Source organism: Pseudomonas sp. JUb42 (genome assembly GCF_024807945.1).
Taxonomy (GTDB): Bacteria; Pseudomonadota; Gammaproteobacteria; order Pseudomonadales; family Pseudomonadaceae; genus Aquipseudomonas.
Genome location: NZ_JANUFD010000009.1, coordinates 187113 through 207861 on the forward strand (window position 1 = coordinate 187113; position 20749 = coordinate 207861).

Sequence of the window (20749 nt, forward strand, 5' to 3'; positions counted from 1 at the left end):
TTCGCAGTACAGAGCGATTTAGGGTGGCGGCAACTGAAAAACAATAATTGCTACAGGAAGCCCTTCCCTCATGAGCATCGACTCACGCCTCCCCATGTTTCGCAGCCTGACCCCCACTGAGCGCCTGGCGCATCTGCAGGAACTGCTCCAATTGCCCGCCAGTGATGTGGCGCTGCTCAGCGATGCGGGCGCCCTGCCCCTGGAAATCGCCGATGGCATGATTGAGAACGTGATCGGCACATTTGAGCTGCCATATGCCGTGGCCAGCAACTTTCAAATCAATGGCCGCGACGTCATCGTGCCGCTGGTGGTCGAAGAGCCTTCGGTCGTGGCAGCGGCCTCGTTCATGGCCAAGCTGGCCCGGGATGCAGGCGGCTTCCAGACCTCCAGTTCGCTGCCGCTGATGCGCGCCCAGGTACAGATCGTCGAAGTCAGCGACCCGTTCAATGCGCGGCTGAGCCTGTTGCGGCGCAAGGACGAGATCATCGAGCTGGCCAACCGCAAGGACCAGTTGCTCAATCGGCTGGGCGGCGGCTGCCGTGACATTGAAGTGCACACCTTTGCGCAAAGCCCGCGCGGGCCGATGCTGGTGGCCCACCTGATCGTCGATGTGCGCGACGCCATGGGCGCCAACACCGTCAACACCATGGCCGAAGCTGTGGCGCCACTGATGGAAGAGATCACCGGCGGCAAAGTGCGTCTGCGTATCCTCTCCAACCTGGCCGACCTGCGCCTGGCCCGGGCCCAGCTGCGTATCGCCCCACGCCTGCTCGATACCATAGAGTTCAAGGGTGAGGACGTCATCGAAGGCATTCTCGATGCCTATAACTTCGCCGTGGTCGATCCGTATCGGGCGGCGACCCACAACAAGGGCATCATGAACGGCATCGACCCGTTGATTGTCGCCACCGGCAACGACTGGCGCGCCGTGGAAGCCGGGGCTCATGCCTACGCCTGTCGCAACGGTCACTATGGCTCCCTGACCACCTGGGAAAAGGACAGCCAGGGCCATCTGGTCGGCACCCTGGAAATGCCCATGCCCGTCGGCCTGGTCGGCGGCGCCACGAAAACCCACCCACTGGCGCAACTGTCGCTGCGTATCCTCGGGGTAAAGACTGCCCAGGAGCTGGCGGAAATCGCCGTGGCCGTAGGCCTGGCGCAAAACCTCGGGGCACTGCGAGCGCTGTCCACCGAAGGCATTCAGCGCGGGCATATGGCCTTGCACGCCCGCAACATTGCCCTGTCGGCCGGGGCCAAGGGCGATGAAGTGAACTGGCTGGTCAAGCAAATGGTACAGGCGCGCGATGTACGCGCCGATCATGCCGCCGAGTTGCTCAAGCAAAAGCGGGCACAGTGATGAGCGCTGCCGCAGCACCGTCGGTTCGCCTGGTCGAAGTCGGCGCACGGGACGGCCTGCAAAACGAAGCCTTGACCCTGTCGCCGCAGATCCGTGTGCAACTGCTGCGCAGGCTCGCGGGCGCGGGCTTGCGCACTCTTGAGGCCGGGGCTTTTGTCTCGCCGCGCTGGGTGCCGCAAATGGCAGGGTCCGGCGAGGTGTTCAAGGCCCTGCCGACGCTTGCCGACGTGACCTGGACCGCCCTGGTGCCCAATCGCCAGGGCCTCGAAGCGGCCCTGGCAGCGGGCTGTCGTGAAGTAGCGGTATTCGCAGCGGCATCGGAGGCCTTCTCACAAAAAAACATCAACTGCTCGATTGCACAAAGCCTGCAGCGTTTTCAGGAAGTGATGGTTTTGGCACGAGAGGCCGGCGTCAAGGTCAGAGGTTACGTCTCGTGCGTCATGGGCTGCCCTTTCAGTGGTTATGTCAGCCCGGAGGCGGTCGCTGCAGTCAGCGCCGCGCTGTACGGCATGGGCTGTTATGAAATCAGCCTGGGCGACACCATCGGCGCCGGTACTCCCGCGGCAACCCGCAGACTGATCGAGGCGTGTCGCCAGGTGGTGCCTGTCAACGCTCTGGCCGGCCATTTCCACGACACCTATGGCATGGCCGTCGCCAATATCCTTGCGGCACTGGAGGCCGATGTACGAGTGTTCGACAGTTCGGTGGCGGGCCTGGGCGGCTGCCCCTACTCGCCGGGCGCTACAGGCAACGTGGCCACCGAGGACGTGTTGTACCTGCTGGATGGCCTGGGTATCGAACACGGCGTCGACCTTGACGCACTGGTCGATATCGGCGAGTTCATCAATGCCGAACTGGGCCGCACGACTGCCTCCAGGGTCGCCCGGGCAATGCTCGGCAAACGCCACGCACGGGAACTGAATTAAGCCGCTTCTCTTCACGGTCATAACAATAAAAGCCCCCTGGGGCAGTGGGAGACACCTTTGAAACCTGAACTTTATGAAGTCTGGGGCGACACCGTAGACGGTCGCCACCTGCTCTATTCCATCCTTATCGGTGCCGCTATCAGCCTGGGCGCGTTCTTCAGCGCCCAGCAACTGTTCCTGGGCTGGGTCGCCTCCGAACAAATGGCCCGGGCCTACGCCATGCTAGTGGGCATCATCGGTTGCCTGGCCGGGGGTGCGCTCAGTGCTCTGTTGTTCAAACCCAAGCGCCATGTCGTCGAGCATCAGGCCGATCCAGCCTGGCGCGCTCAGGTGCTGCTCGAATTGCAGGAGGAATTTGGCGACCTGGGCCGTCTGGCCGACCTGCCCCCGGCGACGGTGGCCGAACTTCATGAAATGGACCTTTACCAGCTGTTTGCCGACTATGAACGCGACCTGAAGAGTCCCCACCCGTCACCCGAAACTGCGCCGGGCACCCAGGGAGGTCGTCATGATGGGTCCGTTGCTTGAATCGATAATGATTGCCGCAGGCATGGGCATCCTTGGGGCGGTGATCTTTGCCGGGATCGGGCTGATTTCCGGCAGCGATGAAACCACGACCCTGGCGCCACTGACGCTTCTGGTGGTGCTGCTCGGCGTGCCCGCGCCCGGAGTGCTGACCTTCTTTCTGGCTGGTGCTGTGGCCAAGCACATGACCCACGCGGTGCCCACCGCACTGCTGGGTATTCCGGGTGACACCCTGGCCACGCCGCTGATGCGCGAAGCCAACTTCCTGCGCAACCTGGGCGTGCCCCACATCGCCCTGCGCAAGATGATTTCCGGCGCGGTGATTGCCGCGTTGATCGCCGTGCCCATGGCCGTGCTGTTCGCGGTGATGCTGGCGCCCTTCGGCGACATGATCAAACAGGCGGCGCCCTGGGTGTTCCTGGCCGCAGCCATCGCCATCGCCGGGTTCTCCAAAGGTCGCCTGGCGGCGGTACTGGCTTTGATACCTTTCGTGCTGATCATCATCGGCCTGCAGAGCATCACCGGTAAATACGGGGTCAAGCTCAGCGTCAGCTATTTCCTCGGCATCGCCATCGGCCCACTGATCGCTGCGCTGTTCTCTCTGCTCGCACCTGCCGAACGGGCTGCCATGCGTCGCCAGACCGGGCGCACTTTTTCCCTGTCCCCCGACGTCAAGAGCTGGGGCGGTTTCTTCCCCAATCCGCTCAAGGTCCTGGACAGCGGTCAGAGCCGCTGGACCGCCGTGACCGCCGTCATTTCCAGTGCCACCTTCGTGTTCAGCCCAGTGGCCATGACCGTGATCATGGGCGAGATGGTCGGTGCCCGGGTCAAGCATGTTTACCATCGCCTGACCACCGTGATTACGGCCCGCAATGGCGTCACCGAGGCCACCTACATCGCCGAAGCACTGATCCCGCTGATCGCCTTCGGCCTGCCGCTCAGCCCGGTAGCGGCAGGCCCGGCCGCGCCGCTGTTCAACGCCCCGCCGCGCTTCAGCGTCGATGCCGCCAGCGGCCAGATCAATAACCTGCATTCGCTGCTCAGCACCTGGGAATTTCTCGGCTATGGCCTGCTGGCGGTGCTGATCGCGATTCTGATCGCCTATCCCTTCACCATGAATTACGCACACCGCGCGGCGGCCTATGTGTCGCGCAAGATCAGCCACGAGGCGGTGATCTCGACCTTCGTCGGGTTGATTCTGGTGATCGGCATCTGGGAAGGCGGCCTGCTGGGACTGTTGGTGATCGTCACCGTCGGGTTACTGGGCGGTTTTCTCTCGCGTTTTCTCGGTTTCAACATCGGCGTGCAGTTCATGGGCTACTACACCGCCGTGCTGACGGTGCCGGCCCTGACCGCCCTGATGGGCGTCTGACTCAACATAACAACAATACCTGGGTGACCACGATGCAAAAAAACCTGCTGGCTTCAATGCTGTTCGTCTGCGCCGTACAAACGGCCACCGCTTATGCCGAAGAACCACTCCCGGCCCTCGTCTACCCTGCACAAGGGCAACAGTTGCAGGGCATCGCAGCTTCGGAAAAGGACCTGCCCACCGTCACCGCCCAGCGCTGGCTCAAGGTCTCGGACACCGCCCTGCAACTGGAAGGGCCGTCGTTCGACCGCGACGGCAACCTGCTGTTTGTCGAGGTCTTCGGCGGCCAGGTGCTCAAGGTCGATCCGCAAGGCAAGCTCAGTACCCTGGTGCCAAAGAACGCCCTCGGTTCAGCCGGCCTGGCCATTCACAAGGATGGCCGATTGTTTGTCGCAGGCCTGGGCAACTTCAAGGACACCGGCAACCTGACCGCCTACAAGGCCGATGGCTCGGGCAAGCAGGTGATTATTCCTGGCAAGAGCAACTACCTGGTCGATGACCTGGTATTTGACAGCAACGGCGGTTTTTACTTCACCGACTTCAAGGGCACCTCGACCCAGCCAAGCGGCGGCGTCTACTACGTGCCCGCCGACGGCAAGCGCGTGGTGGCGATCCTGCCGAACCTGGCCATTGCCAACGGCATCGCCCTGTCACCGGATGGCAAAACCCTGTGGGTCACCGAGTTCGCCACCGGCCTGCTGCACCGCATCGAATTGAAAGATGCCACCACCATCGCGCCTTTCGGCGAGGCCGTGGTCTACCGCTTTAACGGCCCCTCCCCGGACTCGATGCGGGTCGACCAGGACGGCAATCTGTACGTGGCCATGTACAGCCAGGGTCGCGTGCTGGTGCTCAACCCCAATGGCCTGCCCATCGGCCAGATCCTGATCCCCGGCCGCGAGAATGGCCACTACCTGCGCTCCACCAGCCTGGCGCTCAAGCCAGACACCAACGAGGTGTATCTGGTGGCCAGTGACGGTGACCTGGGTGAAGGCAGTGCCATCTTCAAGGCTCAGGGTTTTGCCAAGGCCTTGAAGCTGTATTCCCATCAATAAATCTGTCGCACGGCAAACACAGAATTGATGTTCCAATTCAAATGGTTGCGTTGACTTTTGTCACGCCTTCGATCAAGCCAGGGGCGTGCGGACGATTTCTACCTGATTGCTGTAAAAGGCCAGGTGACCGCGAATCTGCTCCATGGCCGGATACGGCTCTTCGTAACTCCACACTGCATTCAAGCCGTCACCGGCAACTTCGGCCAGACTGTAGTAACTGGCCTCGCCCTTGTAGGGGCACCAGGTGTGATGCTCCGAGGCGCTCATCTGCTCCATCCGGGCGTCCTCCCGTGGGATATAGAACGCCGTCGGATAGGTCGACTCGGCCAGGGCCAGGGCCCGTGTGGAACGGGCGATTTCCTGGCCGTGGAAGCTGACTACGATCAGCTCTGCGGCCGCTGTGATAGTGATGGGATGGTCGGGGCCTGGCACTTTCATGATGTTGACTCCTGTAGCGTCGTCGCCCCAGCAGGGCGGATGGAAACACTCTTTCATGCGGCAAACACCTCAGCACGCATGCTGTGCGTAAAACCCTCGCTGCATCTCCCGGGGCTTAGCCGCGCCATATCGGCGAGGGCCTCAATGGATAGATCGCTCTTGAGGTTTTCTCGTGCATAGACCAGGGCCAGTCGTACCCGGTCGGATTTGGGGTCCGGTTCCAGCAGGGTCGAGAGCTGCGACTGCTCAGTGCCCCGGCGCTGATAGATCACCCGCTTGCGCGCTACTTTGCGGGCAATATCGGCGCCCAGGTCGTTCTCCACCATGGTCCGTTCGCGCCCAGCGAACACATGCCTATCTGCCTCCAATTCAACTATCCGTGCGGCAAACACCAACACCGTAGGAGCGAGGCTTGCCCGCGAAGGGGCCGGTACCTCCACCACCTTTCTGGGGCTGAATATCCGTATTCGCGAGCAAGCCCGGCTCCAACGAGCCTGCCGATTCAATCATCAGCTTTTCTTGAGAATATTCTTTACGCAGTTGAGCAGCGCATTGAGCTGAAACGGCTTGATGATCATGTCCATACCCTCCCCCAGAAAGCGCTGTCGGTTGACGGCGTTTTCCGCATAGCCCGTCATGAACAGCACCGGCAAGCCCGGGCGCCACGTCCGGGCCAGATCCGCCAGCTCGCGGCCACTCATCTGCGGCAGGCCGACATCGCTCAACAGCAAATCAATCGAGGCATCACTCTTGAGAATGGCCAGCGCCGTTTCGATATCGGCGGCCTGGGTACAGTTGTAGCCATTGTCGACCAGCAGCTCGTTGACGAACATGCGCACCGAAGCCGTGTCTTCGACAATCAGAATATGCTCCCCGGCACCGGGTTGCAGCGCGTCTGAAACAGGCTCGGCAACTACAGGCAACTGGGTCCCGGCCGGCAGCATCAAGGTCACTTCGGTGCCATGGCCGACCAGGCTGCGGATATGCACATCGCCTGCGGACTGGCGAGCAAAACCATAGATGGTTGAAAGCCCGAGGCCGGTGCCCTGCCCCAGAGGCTTGGTGGTGAAGAACGGGTCGAACACCTTGTCGATGACACTGTGATCGATGCCCACTCCGTCATCCTTGACTGACAGGGCGACATACGCGCCATCCGCCAGTTTCGCATCGCCATGGGAATGCATTGCATACGTATTGATCAGTATCGTGCCGCCCTTGGATAACGCATCCCGGGCATTGATCACCAGATTAAGTATCGCGCTTTCCAGTTGACTGGAGTCGACCAGGGCAATGGCCGCCTTACTGGTGAGATCGAGCTTGAGCACGATGCGTTCGCCGATGGTGCGGCGCAGCAAATCCTCGAGCGAGCGCACATGAGCATTGATGTCCACTGCACGGGTGTCCAGCGGCTGCTGGCGGGCAAAGGCCAGCAATCGGTGGGTCAGAGCGGCAGCGCTCATTGCAGAGGTCAACGCAGCATCGGCATAGCGCATGACCTTTTGCGTATTGCCGTCCAAGGTCCGGCTCTTGATCAGCTCGATACCCGTGATGATGCCCGTCAGCAAGTTGTTGAAGTCATGGGCGATGCCGCCGGTGAGCTTGCCAATCGCATCCATTTTCTGCGCCTGCAGCAACTGCGCTTCGGTGCGCTCGCGCTCGGCCACTTCATGAGCCAGTTGGTCGTTCATGCTGTCCAGCTGGCGCAGGTGCGACTGCTCGCGCAGGCGGTGCTCGGTGACGTCCTCAACGAATACCAGGCTCAAGCCCGGCGTGCGGTAAGGCGAAATCTGCCACTCGGTCTCACGCACTTCGCCTTTGACGCGCATGCTCAACGTCCCCTTCCAACGCTCCCCGACCAGCAGGCGTTCGCGCAGCTCCTGAATGATCAGTTGCTGATTATCGGCGAACGCATGAAGCACCGAAGCCTGAGCCTGCTCATCGTGAAGAAGGCGGCTAAAGGCATGGTTGCACTCATGCACCCTGAGCTCTTCATCGATCACGGCGATGGGTGCCGATACATTGACAAAGATCTCCCGCAGACGCGCCTCGCTGTCGCGTAAAGCGCGCTCGGTATCACGCACACGCAACAGCGTACGCAGCGTCGCCAGCAGCACATCGGGGTCAATCGGATGAATCAGGTAGGCGTCGGCTCCTGCTTCAAGGCCTGTGACGATATCGCCGCTCTGCACCGACGCAGCCGACACATGCACCACCGGCAGCAACGCGGTAGCGGGCTCGGAACGCAGCTTGCGCACGATATCGAAGCCGCTCATGTCCGGCAGATTGATGTCGAGGATCAGCGCATCCGGCATCTGGGCAGCAAGCATTTGCAGACCGTCAGTGCCGGTGCCCGCCTCTCTGACGATAAAGCCGTGCCGCTCCAGCCGACGGCGCAGGGCATAGCGAGTCGCGGTATTGTCGTCGACTATCAGCAGTTGCAGTTCACGATTCATCGCTGGGCTCCGCAGCAATCGCCAGTGGGATGACCACGAAGAATGTGGACCCTCGGCCTGGCTCACTCTCGAGCCCGACGTAACCGCCGATCAGCTGAGCGAAGCGCTTGCATAGCGACAGCCCCAGACCAGTGCCGCGAAGGCGCTTCTGCAGGGGCGAGTCGATCTGCGCGAAGTCCTCGAACAGCGCCCCGTGCATTTCCTGGGGAATGCCGATGCCGGTGTCGCTGACGGCAAACCGTACCTGCTGTTCACCTTCCATGCGCACTGAGATGCGCACCTCTCCACGCTGGGTAAATTTCAGCGAATTGGAGATGAAATTGCGCAGAATCTGCGCCAGCTTCTTGTCATCGCTGTACAGGCGCGGCAGGCCTTCGGGCGCTTCGAAAATCAGGTCTACGGAACCTGCGTCGGCGATGGGTCGAAACATGCCGCGCAGCGCAGAAAACAGATCGAACATGTCGAACCAGGCCGGCGAAATGGTGATGCGTCCGGCCTCGATCTTCGCCAGATCGAGCAAGTCGTCAACCATATCGCTAAGTTCCCTTGCCGCGCCGCTGACGAACACAACCTGCTTGTGCTGTTCAGCGGTGAGCGGGCCATCGAACTCCTCGCTCAGCATGCTGGCGATGCTCAGGATCGACCCCAGGGGCGTCCTGAATTCGTGGCTCATGTAGGCCAGGAAACGACTCTTTAAATCCGATGCCTGCCGTAACTGGTCCGCCTGGGTATCCAATTCAGCGTACAAGGCCAGTACACCCTGGTTGGTCTCATCCAGCTCGTCGCGCAAGGCCGCCGTTTCCGCACGCAATTGTTGCAGCTCCAGCTCCATGGCCGAAACGGGCGCAGAAGTCGATTCAGGCATGTGCGCTCTCCAAGGCAATGGTCATGACCGTTACATCGTCACGACCACGACAGAAATCACGGTGCAGCAACGCGGCAATAACCGCCGGGTGGCGATAACGCAGGCCGGGGTAGTCACCCAGACTCCAGCGCGATTGCAGACCATCACTGTAGAGCACCAGCAACTGTCCGGTGGACTGGGGGTAATCGAACGCCAATGGTTTACGATATTGCAGGCCGACAATGCCCGGATGCGAGGTCAGCCCGCGTGACTTTTCCACATCAATCAGGCTGGCACCGATGTTGCCGATTCCGAGGAACTGCAACCGGCCTTCACTGGCATCAAACTGGCTGATGGCAACTGCACCTCCGCGGGTGCCGCGCATAGCCACATGCATATCGTCCAACAGCACGGGTGGCGAGGCAAAAGGCTGCTGATGAAATACCGCCGCACCGGCAAGACCCGCCGCCTCTGCTTCTTCACCGTGCCCAAGCCCGTCGATCATCAACGCGCTGATCCGCGAACCGGCAATCGTCAGGCCCCAGACATCGCCACAGGCCGGGTCATCGCGCAAGGAGTGCTGACTGACGCCGAAGCGCAGGTCCTGAACCTTGTCGGTACGGCTGTAACAACGCGCCAGAACAACCGAGCCGCGGTCGTCTGAATGGACATCGAACACCTGCGCCTGGCGGAAGATCGCGCCCAGACCGATGCCTTGGGTGCCCTGGCTGGAAAAACCGTCCGTCATGCAAAGATGCAGGTCGAAGCCCGGCCCACGATCAACGGCCAGGATTTCGATACCAGCCTGCTGCCCGCCCGGTAGCACACGCAGGTGCAACTCACCGCGCTGGGCATGCTTAAGGATATTGCTGGCCAGTTCCGTGACAATCAGCGCAACACGCCCAGCGTCGGTGGCGTCGAACCCGCAGCGTTCAGCCAGGGTTTGCGCAATGCGCCGGGCATAACCGATCTGACTGCTGTCATCAATGGAAAGAACCTGGGTAAGGCTACTGCGTAGAGTCAAGTCCATCGGGTAATGGTTATCCGCGTACCGGCACCGGGTGCGGTATCCAGTTCAAAATCTTCAACCAGGCGCTTGGCGCCGGTCAACCCCAGTCCCAGCCCGCCGCCGGAGGTCCAGCCATCCGTCATGGCCAGCTTCAGATCAGGAATGCCAGGCCCTTCATCACGGAAGGTAATGCGCAAACCGGTGCGCATGCCGTCCTCGACAATCTGCCAATCCATATCACCGCCACCGCCATAGACCATGGTGTTGCGTGCCAGCTCGCTGACCGCAGTGACCATTTTGGTCAGATCGACCAGGCGCATGCCGCACTCTTGAGCCAGCTTGCGCGCGGTCTGCCGGGCCAGGACCACATCCTGCTCGATCACAATCGGCTGACTGCCGCTGCTGCGTACATTCATTGCTCGCTTACCCGCTGGTGCAACAGCTTCATGCCGCGCTCAACGTTCAGCGCCGTGCTCACGCCCTGCAGGGTCATGCCCAACTCGACCAGGGTAATCGCCACCGCAGGCTGCATGCCGACCAGCACGGTCTCGACGTCCATGATCCGCGACAATGCGGAAATGGTGCCGATGACCCGGCCGATAAACGAGTCGACAATGTCCACCGCAGAGATGTCGATCAACACGCCTCGCGCCGAGCTGGTGCTGATACGTTCAGCCAGATCGTCCTGCAGGGTCAGTGCAAGCTGGTCATGCATTTCCACCTGAATGGTGACGAGCAGAAACTTGCCCATCTGCAAAATCGGAATGCGTTCCATCAGCCTACACCGCCTTGCTGACGGTAATGCCCAGGCGCTTGAGGGCCAGCGCCAGCGCATCGGCGAGATTGGCCTTGGTGACTACACCCTGCAAGTCGAGCCCCAGATGCACGATGGTCTGGGCGATCTGCGGACGCACGCCACTGATAATGCAATCAGCGCCCATCAGCCGAATGGCAGTGACAGTCTTGAGCAAGTGCTGGGCCACCAGAGTGTCTACGGTCGGCACACCGGTAATATCGATAATGGCGATTTCCGAACCGGTATCGACAATGCGTTGCAGCAACGACTCCATCACCACCTGAGTACGCTGCGAATCCAGGGTACCGATCATGGGCAACGCGAGGACGCCATCCCATAGCTTGACCACCGGCGTCGACAGCTCCAGCAGCTCTTCCTGCTGACGCTTGATGACCGCTTCGCGAGACTTCTGGAAAGTACGGATGGTGTGCAGCCCGAGGGCATCCAACAGTTCGGAGACGACCCAGAGTTGTTCGCCCAGATCAGCGCGGTCGTCGCTGTATTCACGTTGCAACAGCGCAAATACCGGGCCCTTGAGCGTGAAAATGAAACTGGCGGTCTGCTGCGAATCCTGACCGGCCTGGGCGCGGCTTTGGGACAGCTTCTCGAGGAACAGGCGCGCATCGTTCCAGACGCTGTCGGCCAGGTTCTGTTGGCTACCGCTGGCAAATGCAGCCAACAACAGATGCAGGAAATCAGCGATCTGCTGCTTGATCTCCTCACCCTTGAGATTGCGCGTGGCACCGCTGGCTTCCAGATTGGCCAGCCAGTCCGAAGCCAGTGAGGTTTCGGATTTTTTCATAGCCTCAATAGTGCGCTGCTGCAATGTAGCCATTAATCCAACTCCTGAAGGTGTACAAACATAACCAGGCGGCAAGCCGCTTATTGTTTGAGAAGCAAAGAGAAGCTATTCAATTGGCAACAATCTCACTAAAAATCATCGCCAAACGACAATCAACGCGCCTCTGACTGCATTAAAATGCCTACAAAAAAGATAGGCCAGTGTGAACGAAACAAGGGAAATTGATACAGGGAAATTATCGCTCGGGCCATGGCGGATATGGCCTCATGCCATGCGCTAATCCATCGACCGCAGCGCACTGAAATCGTTGCATCCTGACCTCTTGATGTGATGCATAAACGCTACTCAGCCGCTGGTGATTTATTAATCAGCTCCCGGATCCTTTCTTCTTGAGCAAGCGTCGCCGGGTTGTACACGATCATGCCCAGGTCCGGGCGACCATCCACGGCTAAGGACGAGTACTCCAGCTCAAGCGGGCCAAGCAACGGATGTTGCAGGCGCTTGGTGCCCTCGCCGTGCACGCGAATATCGTTGTCCCGCCACAAGGCAGCAAATTCCGGGCTGAGCTGACACAGCTCTTCGACCAGCCGATTGACCTCCGAGGCAGCCCCCGCACGAATGGCATCAGCCCTGAAGGCCGCGACCACGAAACGCGCCATACCCAGCCAGTTGTCCTGCTTGGCCCGCACCCCGGCATTGGAAAACATCAGCCGCAGAATATTGCGCTGCTCCACCGGTAACAGACTGTAGTCGGTCAGGACCACGGCAGCGGCGCGGTTCCAGGCCAGTACGTCCCAGGTTGCGGTCTTGATGATTGCCGGGCTGACCTCAAAGCGATCCAGCAGGCGCTGCAAGCGTGGCGTCACCCCACCCGGCACCGTATAGATCACCTCAGGCGGGTGACCGAAGGCGAGCATGAACAGGTGTTCGCGTTCGGGCGCGGTCATCAGCAAGCTCTCGGCGATGCGGTTGAGCACTTCCCTGGACGGCGCGCCGCCACGCCCCTGCTCCAGCCAGGTGTACCAGGTCGGGCTGATATTGGCGCGCTGGGCCACTTCTTCCCGACGCAGGCCCGGCGTGCGTCGACGCGAACTGGAGAAACCGAAGGTCGCCGGGTCGATACGACCGCGGTAGTCCTTGAGATAGATCCCAAGCGAGTTGTCTGAAGCGTCCGGCATGCTGATCCTGTTAGTTCTTATACCCTGATAAGGACACTGCTTTTACAGGATAAAGCCTAAGCGCAAGCTGGCCCTCCAGCAAACGGAGAATAGACCCATGCGCGTATTTCTTACCGGTTCCACAGGCTTTGTCGGTTCTCAGGTGGCCCAGGAATTGATCCGTGGCGGCCATCAGGTACTCGGCCTGACCCGCTCGGACAAGGGCGCTGAGGCCCTGGCTGCACTCGGTGCCGAGGCCTTTCGCGGTGACATCGAAGACCTCGCCAGCCTGCAACGCGGCGCCGCACAGTGCGATAGCGTAATTCATACCGCTTTCGATCATGACTTCGCCCACTTCGTCGAGAACTGCCAGAAGGATCGCCGGGCCATCCTTGCCCTGGGCGCAGCACTGGAAGGCTCCGACCGTCCGCTGCTGATCACTTCCGGCACGCCGATCGGCTCGGCCGGACCGGGGCTGGTTGCCACTGAGGACTACTTCAACCCGGACCATCCCAACCCTCGCGTTGCCTCGGAATTGGCAGGCGCAGAGTTGACTCAGCGTGGCGTCAACGTATCAGTCATGCGCCTGTCGCAGATCCACGACACCGTCAAACAGGGCTTTGTCAGCTACGTGATCGAAGTCGCCCGCAGGACCGGCGTCTCGGCTTACGTCGACGAGGGGCTCAACAACTGGACGGCCGCACACATATCCGACACCGCACGGCTGTTTCGCCTGGCCCTGGAAAAGAATCAGCCCGGCGCCCGATACCACGCTACCGCCGAAGAGGCGATTCCCTTCCGCCAGATCGCCGAAGCCATCGGCCAACACTTCGGCCTGCCCGTGGCATCGATTCCGTCGGCACAGGCTGCGGAGCATTTTGGCTGGATGGCGGCCTTTGTCGGCAAAGATATGTCCGCCTCGGGGGCCCTGACCCGCCAGCGCCTGAACTGGCAACCTGCAGGGCCAAGTCTGTTTGAGGATCTGGCGGCGATGTAACGCCCGCAGCGACCTCTTATCAAACAACACAAAACCTGCGCAATCACCGAAACGCTGTGGGAGCGAATTCATTCGCGAAGAGGCCAGTACAGTCGATGCATTTTCACCGTCTGAAATATCGTCTTCGCGAATGAATTCGCTCCCACACATTCGTTCTCACACCGTCTCGCGTTGGTCACGCGATAGCGCTAGTCGTCAGAAAGCTCGCAGAAGCGAATGCGATTGCTGAACGGATCGGTGACCATCATCTCCTTGCCCCAGTCCAGCGCCTGAACCGAGGGCTTCATGAACTGATAGTCCTTGCTCGCCAGTTCGCGCTGATAGTCATCGACCCCGCGCATGCTGACAAAAGCCGTGGCACCGGGGCTGGCATCGCCGTGGTGCTCACTCAGATGCAGGACCAGGCCCGCACGGGAGACTTGCATATAGAGGGGGAAGTTATCGCCAAAGCGGTGCTCCCAGTCCAGTTTGAAGCCCAAAAAACCCAGGTAGAATTCCTTGGCCTTGAGTGCATCGAAACTGCGGAACACCGGGGCTGTCTGGGTGAAGCCGACAGTCTTGGCGTCGACATCCTGAGCAATCCGCGCCGCCAGGACATTCCAGCTGTCCAGGGCAAATTGCTTCGCCACCAACTCCAGCGCCTGGCTGTGAGTGATAGGCAGATCGAGATCGGAAAGTTGTTGCTTGAGTGCCTTGGCCATGGCCTTGGCATCGAGGAAGCTGCGCATATGAATCAATCCTTCGTACAGCGAACGTAGATCCGGGGCTCGCGTTACCGACACATTCGCTATGGACGAGGGGGATTCGACGCAAGCCTGAGGATACATTCACCGTCCCTTGCGGGTGCGAGCAGCTGGCTGTATCGGCCGGGGCTGATACTAGTCATAAATGGCCGGACAGGCAATTCATGCCGCGGAACAACCTGTGGGATTGAATGGTGGGGGTGATTTTTGTGGGAGCCGTCCCGCCGCTAACGCGCCGCGCTGTCGCGCAGCAAACACTAACCGAGGCAGGACGCAAATCTTGTGGGAGCGAATTCATTCGCGAAGAGGCCGGTACATTCGATAGATATTCGTCGCCTGGAATGGCGCTTTCGCGAATGAATTCGCTCCCACTGAATTCGCCCACCGAACTCCCTGCTACAGACTTCGATCCGATGCCCCTATTTGACCAAGCGCTTCTCACGCGAAGGCCGATAACCAAAGTACGAGCTATAGCACTTGCTGAAATGACTCGGTGAAACAAAGCCGCAGGCCACCAATACTTCCACCTGGGACAGTTCGGTATGTTGCAGCAGACGCCGTGCCTCGGTTATGCGCAACTCAAGGTAATACCGCTGCGGTGTAGTGCCCAGTTGTTCCTTGAACAGCCGCTCGACCTGGCGCCGGGAGCGGCCGGCGTATACCGCCAGTTGCTCCATTTCCAGCGGCTCTTCCAGATTCGCCTCCATCAGCTTGACCACTTCGCGCAGCGGCGCGCTCATGGAGATATGCCGGGAAGGATTGATCCGCCGGTAGCGTGACTCCTCGAAGGACAGGATGTCTTCGATACCCTCGATCAAGGCCTTGTCGTGCAACCCCTTGATCCATTCCAGGGCCATATGGAACGCCCCCGCCGGACTGGACGCGGTCAGGCGGTCGCGATCGATGACAAAAGCCTCGCTGGTGACCTGGGTCACCCTGGAAATTTCCGCCAGGGCCGGGCGATGCTCCGGGTGAATCGCACAGCGGTAGCCTTCCAGCAGACCGGCCATGCCGAGGAACCACGCACCATTCCACAACCCGGCCAGGGTCACTCCCACTTCGGCGGCGGTACGCAGCAAGTGGATCAGTTCGTCACTGGCTTTGAGCTCGGTGCGGTAACCACCGCAGATCACCAGCAGGTCGAGATTGCGCACGGCCTCCAGGTTGATTTGCGCGTCCGGGCGAATCACCAGACCCAGGTCACTGATCACTTCACCCTCGGCAAGGCCAAAAGTACGCGAGGAAAACAGGCGCGGGCGCAACAGATTGGCCGTGACAATAGTGTCCAGCGCCTGGGTGAAAGCCGGCAGGGAGAAGTGCTCGAGCAAGAGAAAACCGGCCCGGGCCTGTTGCGTACTCTCCCGGGGGCCCTCTTCGACATAGCGAAGGTTTTTGCCCTTCATGCCACCGCTGAATTGGCGTCGCTCGTTCAATGCTCGTCTCGCTTTTCTTGTAGTAACGAACAGTCAGCCGGTGCCCGCACGAAGCGCCGATTATGCCAGTTGAAAGCCATGGGCAAGCGGGTCTTTATCATCGACAAAAATGGTGTTGTGCCCGGTAACCTGGGCCCAGCCACTGATGCTCGGCCTGATGCCATCGAACTCGCCCACTTGCACCGCCGCTTCCACCTTGCCCTCGAAAATCGTGCCGATCAGGCTTTCATGCCGATAGATATCGCCCACCTTCAGGCGCCCCTTGCCATACAACTGCGCCATGCGCGCCGAGGTGCCTGTGCCACCCGGCGAGCGGTCGATGGCCTTGTCGCCGTAGAACACCGCACAACACCCGTGAGCCGTGCTGCTCTGGGGCGTGTCACACCATATAACGTGGTGCACGCCGCTGATCCGCTCGTTCTCCGGGTGCACCGGATTACTGATCGCCGCCAGGGCCGTGCGCAGTTTCTGGCTCAGACCGACGATGTCCGCCGTCTGCAAACCGTCAAGCCCTGCCCAGTTGGCCTGGGGCTCGACCACTGCATAGAAGTTACCACCGTAGGCAATGTCCACTATCAAGGTGCCGACACCGGGCACCTCGACTGCGACATCGGTGCTATGCAGATAGCTGGCGACGTTGAACAAACGAATCGACTCAACGAACTCACCGCCCATGGTGTAATCCACGTCCACACGCCCTGCCGGGGTCTCGATGGCCAGCTTGCCCGGCACTTTCGGCGTCACCAGACCTTCTTCGATCACCACAGTAGACAGGCCGATGGTCCCCGCGCCGCACATCGGCAGGCAGCCACTGACTTCGATGAACAGCGCGCCGAAATCGCAATCGTCACGGGACGACGGATAAATGATCACCCCGGACATGATGTCGTGGCCCCGAGGCTCGAACATCAGCGCGGTGCGCACCCAATCGTGATCGCGAACGAAAATCTCGCGCCGCTCGGCCATGGACACCGAAGGCAGCAAGGGCCCGCCACCGGCGACGACCCGCACCGGATTGCCGCAGGCATGGGAGTCGATACAGAAAAAGCTGCGTCTCATGATTCAGTCTCTCAAGCGAGTTTGCGTGGGGAGTGACGCTGCAACGCGCCCCGGGACAAGCGGTCCAGCAACAGGGCGATGGCGACAATGGCCAGGCCCGCACGCAGCCCCAGGCCCATTTCCATGCGCGACAGGCCCCGTGTGACCTCCGCGCCGAGGCCGCCAGCGCCGACCAGGCCGGCCAGCACCACCATGGCCAGGGACATGAGGATGCACTGGTTCAAACCCACCAGCAGGGTCGGCGCGGCTGTCGGCAGTTCGATCTTGAACAGGATGTCCCGTGGCGAAGCACCGCTGGCCTGGCCCAGTTCCAGCAGGTCCTTGGGCAGCTGTTTGAACGCCAAAGTGGTCAGGCGCAGCATCGGCGGGATGCCATAGACAATAGTGGCGATGATGGCTGGCACCCGGCCCAGGCTGAACAGGATCACCGCAGGGATCAAATACACCCACGGCGGCACGGTCTGCATGATGTTGAGGATCGGCAGGAACGCCTCGTCGACCCGTTTGACCCGGGCCGCCAGCACGCCCAAAGGGAAGGCGATGGTCACCGAGATCAGCACCGAGACACAGACCAAAGCAATGGTCTGCATCGACGCCACCCACAGCCCGGAGAACAGGCAGAATGCCAACATCAGCACGGCAAACACCGCCACGCGCTTGTTCGCCAGCAGCCAGGCTGCGGCGAAGATAATCGCCATCAACACGTACGGGTGCGGCGCCAGCAGCAGGCTCTCGGCAAAACCCAGTACCGCCTCGATGATGTGACTGATGATCAGGAAAAAATCATGCAGATTGGCATTGAGCCAGTCCACCGCCGGAGCCAGGAACTCGCCCGGCGAGAAACGGATATCGGCCACAGTCATTGGCTTGCTCCTTTACGCGATTGCGCAGCGCTTTGCGCCAGACGGTCGAGAATCATGGTCAGGATCACGATGGCCATGGCCGCATTGATCGACTTGGCAATATCCAGGGTGCGCACTGCGCCGTAGATGGACTCGCCCAGGCCGCCGGAACCGACGATCCCGGCGATCACCACCATGCCGAAGGCCATCATCAGGCTCTGGTTGACCCCGGCCATGATGCTCGGCAGGGCAAACGGCAGGCGGATTTTGTAGAACATCTGCCAGCCGGTCACACCACTGGCCTCGCCCAGCTCGATGAACTCCTTGGGTGTCATACGGATGCCCAGGGAAGTCAGGCGCAGGGCCGGTGGCAGCGCGACAATGAAGGTCGCCAGCAGCGCCGTCGCCGGGCCGTAGCCGAGCAAGGCAATCGCTGGCAACAGGTAAATGTAGGGCGGCATGGTCTGCACCAGATCCAGGCACGGATCGACCACACGGTCAAAACGCGGCGCCAGCCCGGCCAGCACGCCCAGGGGAATCGCCACTGTCAGCGCCATAACCGTGGCCGTCAGGACCAGAGCCAGGGTACTGACAGTCTCGATCCACAGGCCGATCAAGGCGCAGAACAGCAAGGCCAGACCGGACAGAATGGCAAAGCGCAGACCGACCATGCGCCAGCCGATCAGGGCGATCAGCGCAGCGATGACGTAGAACGGCGGATAGGCGATGCACCAGAGGATGCCCTTGTAGCCGCCCGCCAGCAGTGCGTTGACAAAATCGAAGAAGAATTCGCCATGGTCGCCCAGCCACTCAAGGCTCGCATCGACCACCCCATCGAACTGGCTGGAGAAGTCAGGCGTGCTCATGCCGACGCCTCCAGCACCGCCGCCGTCGACGTCGCCGCGAACTCGTTGGGAATCCCCTGCACGCCGCGCAACAGGTCACGCAGGGTGATGATGCCGACCACCGCGCCGTTATCAACCACTGCCAGGGCGTCGCGTTCGGACTGCATGGTCAGGCCGATCAGCTCGTTGATATCGGCGCCCGGCGTGGTCTTGAGCAGGCGCGAGACATCGCACCCAGGGTTGGCTGCCTTGAACGGCTCCACTGGCGTCATCACCGAATGGGCCTTGACCAGGTGCAGCCGGGAAATCCCTGCCACGAACTCGGCGACATAATCGTCGGCCGGGTTGAGCACGATGTCTTCAGCTGTACCGACTTGAATGATCACGCCGTCTTTCATGATCGCAATGCGATCACCGATACGAATCGCTTCGTCGAGGTCGTGGGTAATGAACACTGCCGACTTGCCCAGTTCCTTGGTCAACTGGCGGAATTCATCCTGCAGTTGCCGACGGATCAAGGGGTCCAGGGCGCTGAAGGGTTCATCCATCAGGATGACTTCAGGATCCGCAGTAATGGCTCGGGCCAGGCCGACCCGTTGCTGCATGCCGCCGGACAGTTCGTTTGGATAACGCGAGGCCCAGTCGGTGAGACCGACCTTGGCCAATGCGTGCTCCGCCACTTTGTAGCGCTCGGCCTTGCCGACGCCCTGCACTTCCAGACCAAACGCAGTGTTCTCCAACACGGTGCGATTGGGCAGCAAGGCAACGCTCTGGAAGACCATGCCGATATGTTTGGCCCGGACCTCGCGCAACTGCGCGGGGCTCAGGGAGGAAAGGTCCTTGCCTTTGACCAGGACCTTGCCGGCGCTGGGTGTGATCAGCTTGTTGAGCAACCTGATCAGGGTGGATTTGCCACTGCCTGACAACCCCATGATGCAGAAGATTTCTCCCCGGCGAACCTGGAGACTGACGTCAGAGACCCCGACTACGCAGCTGTAGTCTTGCAGTATCTGGGTCTTGGTCAGGCCCTTCTCGACGACAGCCTTCATCGCCGCAGGTGCACTTTCACCAAAGATTTTCCAGACCGACTGGCAATCTACCAGCACTTCGTTAGTGTCAATTTTTGCCGTTGTCATTTCGTAACCCGTCGAACCAGTAACTTCTGGTTTCTCTAATTGATCAAAGGGCGGCAGCAGTGGCGCACAAGCAAGTTGCTTTTCTAAGTGAGTGCTTAGTTCTTGACGTTTTCCCAACGCTTGAGCAAATCAGCGTGACTGTCAGTCCAGGCCTTGACTGCCTGATCCATGGTCTTGCCATCTTTGACTTCGGCGTTCATCGCAGTAATATCGCCAATCGGTACATAAACACTGGCCATCAACTCACGGGCACGAGGGTTTTCCTGGGCAAAGCCTTTATGACCGATCCAGTAGTAGCCTTGCAGCGGCGGGAAGATGCCTTTTGGGTCCTTGAGGAATTTCAGGTCATATTTCTTGGTCATCCACGACGGATCCCAGACCGTTACCGCGACCCACTCCTTGCGATCCACAGCCGACTTCAAGGCGGCGGTCATGGCGGTGGTACTGCCTTCGACCAGCTTGAGTTTCAGGTCGTAAGCCTTGACCACATTGGTCGCATCGCTCATCAGGCCCGAACCCGGCTCGATGCCGATGATCTTGCCGCCGAGTTTTTCCGAGTTGGCGTTCAGCTGGTCAATGGAGTCGATATCGACATAACTGGGAACGGCCAGACCCTGGTACAAACCGAATGAGACCGGCGACAACTTCTCGATCTTGTTCTTGTTCTTGTTCCAGTAATCCGAGGCAGCGTAATCGGTCTGCGACGCCAGCACCTGTACGTCACCTTTGGTCAACGCGGCATAGGCAATGCCCCACTCGGAGAACTCGACAACTTTTACGGTATAACCAGAGTCCTCAAGAACCTTTTTGGTAATACCGGTAATAGGCGTCAAATCTTCCCAGTTCATGGTGCCCATGGTGATGGTTTTTTCTTCCGCCTGAACCGATACGCTCATCATGCCCGCCACCGCGACGGCGCAGAGTGTCTTCCACATATTCTTCATGGCATTCCCCTGGTTA

At 60.3% G+C, this 20749-nt stretch carries 21 protein-coding genes and 1 pseudogene; 6 read left to right on the top strand and 16 right to left on the bottom strand.

Translation table 11 applies throughout. The features are described from left to right. The first annotated feature begins 70 nt into the window (after window positions 1–70). From M2401_RS19315 to M2401_RS19335, 5 genes are read left to right on the top strand one after another with little or no spacing between them, the layout of a single operon-like run. Window positions 71–1357: a hydroxymethylglutaryl-CoA reductase, degradative gene (locus M2401_RS19315; RefSeq protein WP_259105172.1), complete on the top strand. Its 1287-nt coding sequence runs from the start codon at window positions 71–73 to the stop codon at window positions 1355–1357. Next, complete coding sequence (locus M2401_RS19320) at window positions 1357–2283, top strand: hydroxymethylglutaryl-CoA lyase (RefSeq protein WP_259105174.1); 927 nt, start codon at window positions 1357–1359, stop codon at window positions 2281–2283. The genes M2401_RS19315 and M2401_RS19320 overlap by 1 nt, the downstream gene beginning before the upstream one ends. 57 nt (window positions 2284–2340) lie before the next feature. Next, on the top strand, window positions 2341–2811 hold the full coding sequence (locus M2401_RS19325) for a hypothetical protein (protein WP_259105176.1): 471 nt from the start codon (window positions 2341–2343) through the stop codon (window positions 2809–2811). Next, on the top strand, window positions 2792–4180 hold the full coding sequence (locus tag M2401_RS19330) for a tripartite tricarboxylate transporter permease (protein WP_259105178.1): 1389 nt from the start codon (window positions 2792–2794) through the stop codon (window positions 4178–4180). The genes M2401_RS19325 and M2401_RS19330 overlap by 20 nt, the downstream gene beginning before the upstream one ends. Window positions 4181–4212: 32 nt before the next feature. Next, window positions 4213–5235, top strand: a complete 1023-nt coding sequence (locus M2401_RS19335; protein WP_259105179.1) for an SMP-30/gluconolactonase/LRE family protein — start codon at window positions 4213–4215, stop codon at window positions 5233–5235. Between the two features lie 72 nt (window positions 5236–5307). Here M2401_RS19335 and M2401_RS19340 read toward each other — a convergent pair whose 3' ends face one another. The 9 genes and pseudogenes from M2401_RS19340 to M2401_RS19380 all read right to left on the bottom strand — a co-directional run bounded on the left by M2401_RS19340 (window position 5308) and on the right by M2401_RS19380 (window position 12755). After that, entirely contained in the window at window positions 5308–5673 is a 366-nt protein-coding gene (locus tag M2401_RS19340) for a DUF427 domain-containing protein (protein ID WP_259105181.1), read from the bottom strand. 89 nt (window positions 5674–5762) lie between these two features. Continuing rightward, window positions 5763–5999: pseudogene (locus tag M2401_RS19345) on the bottom strand (GlxA family transcriptional regulator); the annotation flags it as partial. Window positions 6000–6182: 183 nt separating this feature from the next. Further along, the gene (locus M2401_RS19350; RefSeq protein ID WP_259105182.1) at window positions 6183–8126 is read right to left on the bottom strand and encodes a response regulator; all 1944 of its coding nucleotides are present in this window, start codon (window positions 8124–8126) and stop codon (window positions 6183–6185) included. Then, complete coding sequence (locus M2401_RS19355; RefSeq protein WP_259105327.1) at window positions 8116–8958, bottom strand: sensor histidine kinase KdpD; 843 nt, start codon at window positions 8956–8958, stop codon at window positions 8116–8118. Before M2401_RS19355 ends, M2401_RS19350 begins: the two co-directional genes overlap by 11 nt. 25 nt (window positions 8959–8983) lie before the next feature. Next, window positions 8984–10000 carry an anti-sigma regulatory factor gene (locus M2401_RS19360; RefSeq protein WP_259105184.1) on the bottom strand — a complete coding sequence of 339 codons (1017 nt, stop codon included), beginning with the start codon at window positions 9998–10000 and terminating at the stop codon, window positions 8984–8986. Further along, a complete protein-coding gene (locus M2401_RS19365) occupies window positions 9991–10395 on the bottom strand; it encodes an anti-sigma regulatory factor (protein WP_259105186.1) in 405 nt (134 codons plus the stop codon). Before M2401_RS19365 ends, M2401_RS19360 begins: the two co-directional genes overlap by 10 nt. After that, window positions 10392–10754 carry an STAS domain-containing protein gene (locus M2401_RS19370; RefSeq protein WP_259105188.1) on the bottom strand — a complete coding sequence of 121 codons (363 nt, stop codon included), beginning with the start codon at window positions 10752–10754 and terminating at the stop codon, window positions 10392–10394. Before M2401_RS19370 ends, M2401_RS19365 begins: the two co-directional genes overlap by 4 nt. 4 nt (window positions 10755–10758) lie before the next feature. Then, window positions 10759–11610, bottom strand: a complete 852-nt coding sequence (locus M2401_RS19375; RefSeq protein ID WP_259105190.1) for an STAS domain-containing protein — start codon at window positions 11608–11610, stop codon at window positions 10759–10761. 308 nt (window positions 11611–11918) lie between these two features. Beyond that, complete coding sequence (locus M2401_RS19380) at window positions 11919–12755, bottom strand: helix-turn-helix transcriptional regulator (protein WP_259105191.1); 837 nt, start codon at window positions 12753–12755, stop codon at window positions 11919–11921. A gap of 97 nt (window positions 12756–12852) precedes the next feature. On the opposite strand from M2401_RS19380, the gene M2401_RS19385 reads away from it, so the two are divergent. Next, window positions 12853–13731: an SDR family oxidoreductase gene (locus M2401_RS19385; protein WP_259105193.1), complete on the top strand. Its 879-nt coding sequence runs from the start codon at window positions 12853–12855 to the stop codon at window positions 13729–13731. A gap of 188 nt (window positions 13732–13919) precedes the next feature. Here the strand turns inward: M2401_RS19385 and M2401_RS19390 are convergent, their stop codons facing one another. The 7 genes from M2401_RS19390 to M2401_RS19420 all read right to left on the bottom strand — a co-directional run bounded on the left by M2401_RS19390 (window position 13920) and on the right by M2401_RS19420 (window position 20733). Continuing rightward, a complete protein-coding gene (locus M2401_RS19390; protein ID WP_259105194.1) occupies window positions 13920–14459 on the bottom strand; it encodes a VOC family protein in 540 nt (179 codons plus the stop codon). 434 nt (window positions 14460–14893) lie between these two features. Next, window positions 14894–15907, bottom strand: coding sequence for a GlxA family transcriptional regulator (locus M2401_RS19395; RefSeq protein ID WP_259105195.1), 1014 nt, complete (start codon window positions 15905–15907; stop codon window positions 14894–14896). A gap of 60 nt (window positions 15908–15967) precedes the next feature. Beyond that, window positions 15968–16966 (bottom strand): 4-hydroxyproline epimerase, encoded by a 999-nt coding sequence (locus M2401_RS19400; RefSeq protein WP_259105196.1) that lies wholly within the window; start codon window positions 16964–16966, stop codon window positions 15968–15970. A gap of 11 nt (window positions 16967–16977) precedes the next feature. Beyond that, window positions 16978–17829 (bottom strand): proline/glycine betaine ABC transporter permease, encoded by an 852-nt coding sequence (locus tag M2401_RS19405; RefSeq protein WP_259105197.1) that lies wholly within the window; start codon window positions 17827–17829, stop codon window positions 16978–16980. Then, window positions 17826–18674 carry a proline/glycine betaine ABC transporter permease gene (locus M2401_RS19410; protein WP_259105199.1) on the bottom strand — a complete coding sequence of 283 codons (849 nt, stop codon included), beginning with the start codon at window positions 18672–18674 and terminating at the stop codon, window positions 17826–17828. Before M2401_RS19410 ends, M2401_RS19405 begins: the two co-directional genes overlap by 4 nt. After that, window positions 18671–19789: a glycine betaine/L-proline ABC transporter ATP-binding protein gene (locus M2401_RS19415; protein ID WP_259105201.1), complete on the bottom strand. Its 1119-nt coding sequence runs from the start codon at window positions 19787–19789 to the stop codon at window positions 18671–18673. The genes M2401_RS19410 and M2401_RS19415 overlap by 4 nt, the downstream gene beginning before the upstream one ends. Before the next feature lie 95 nt (window positions 19790–19884). Beyond that, the gene (locus M2401_RS19420; RefSeq protein WP_259105203.1) at window positions 19885–20733 is read right to left on the bottom strand and encodes a glycine betaine ABC transporter substrate-binding protein; all 849 of its coding nucleotides are present in this window, start codon (window positions 20731–20733) and stop codon (window positions 19885–19887) included. Window positions 20734–20749: the final 16 nt, after the last annotated feature.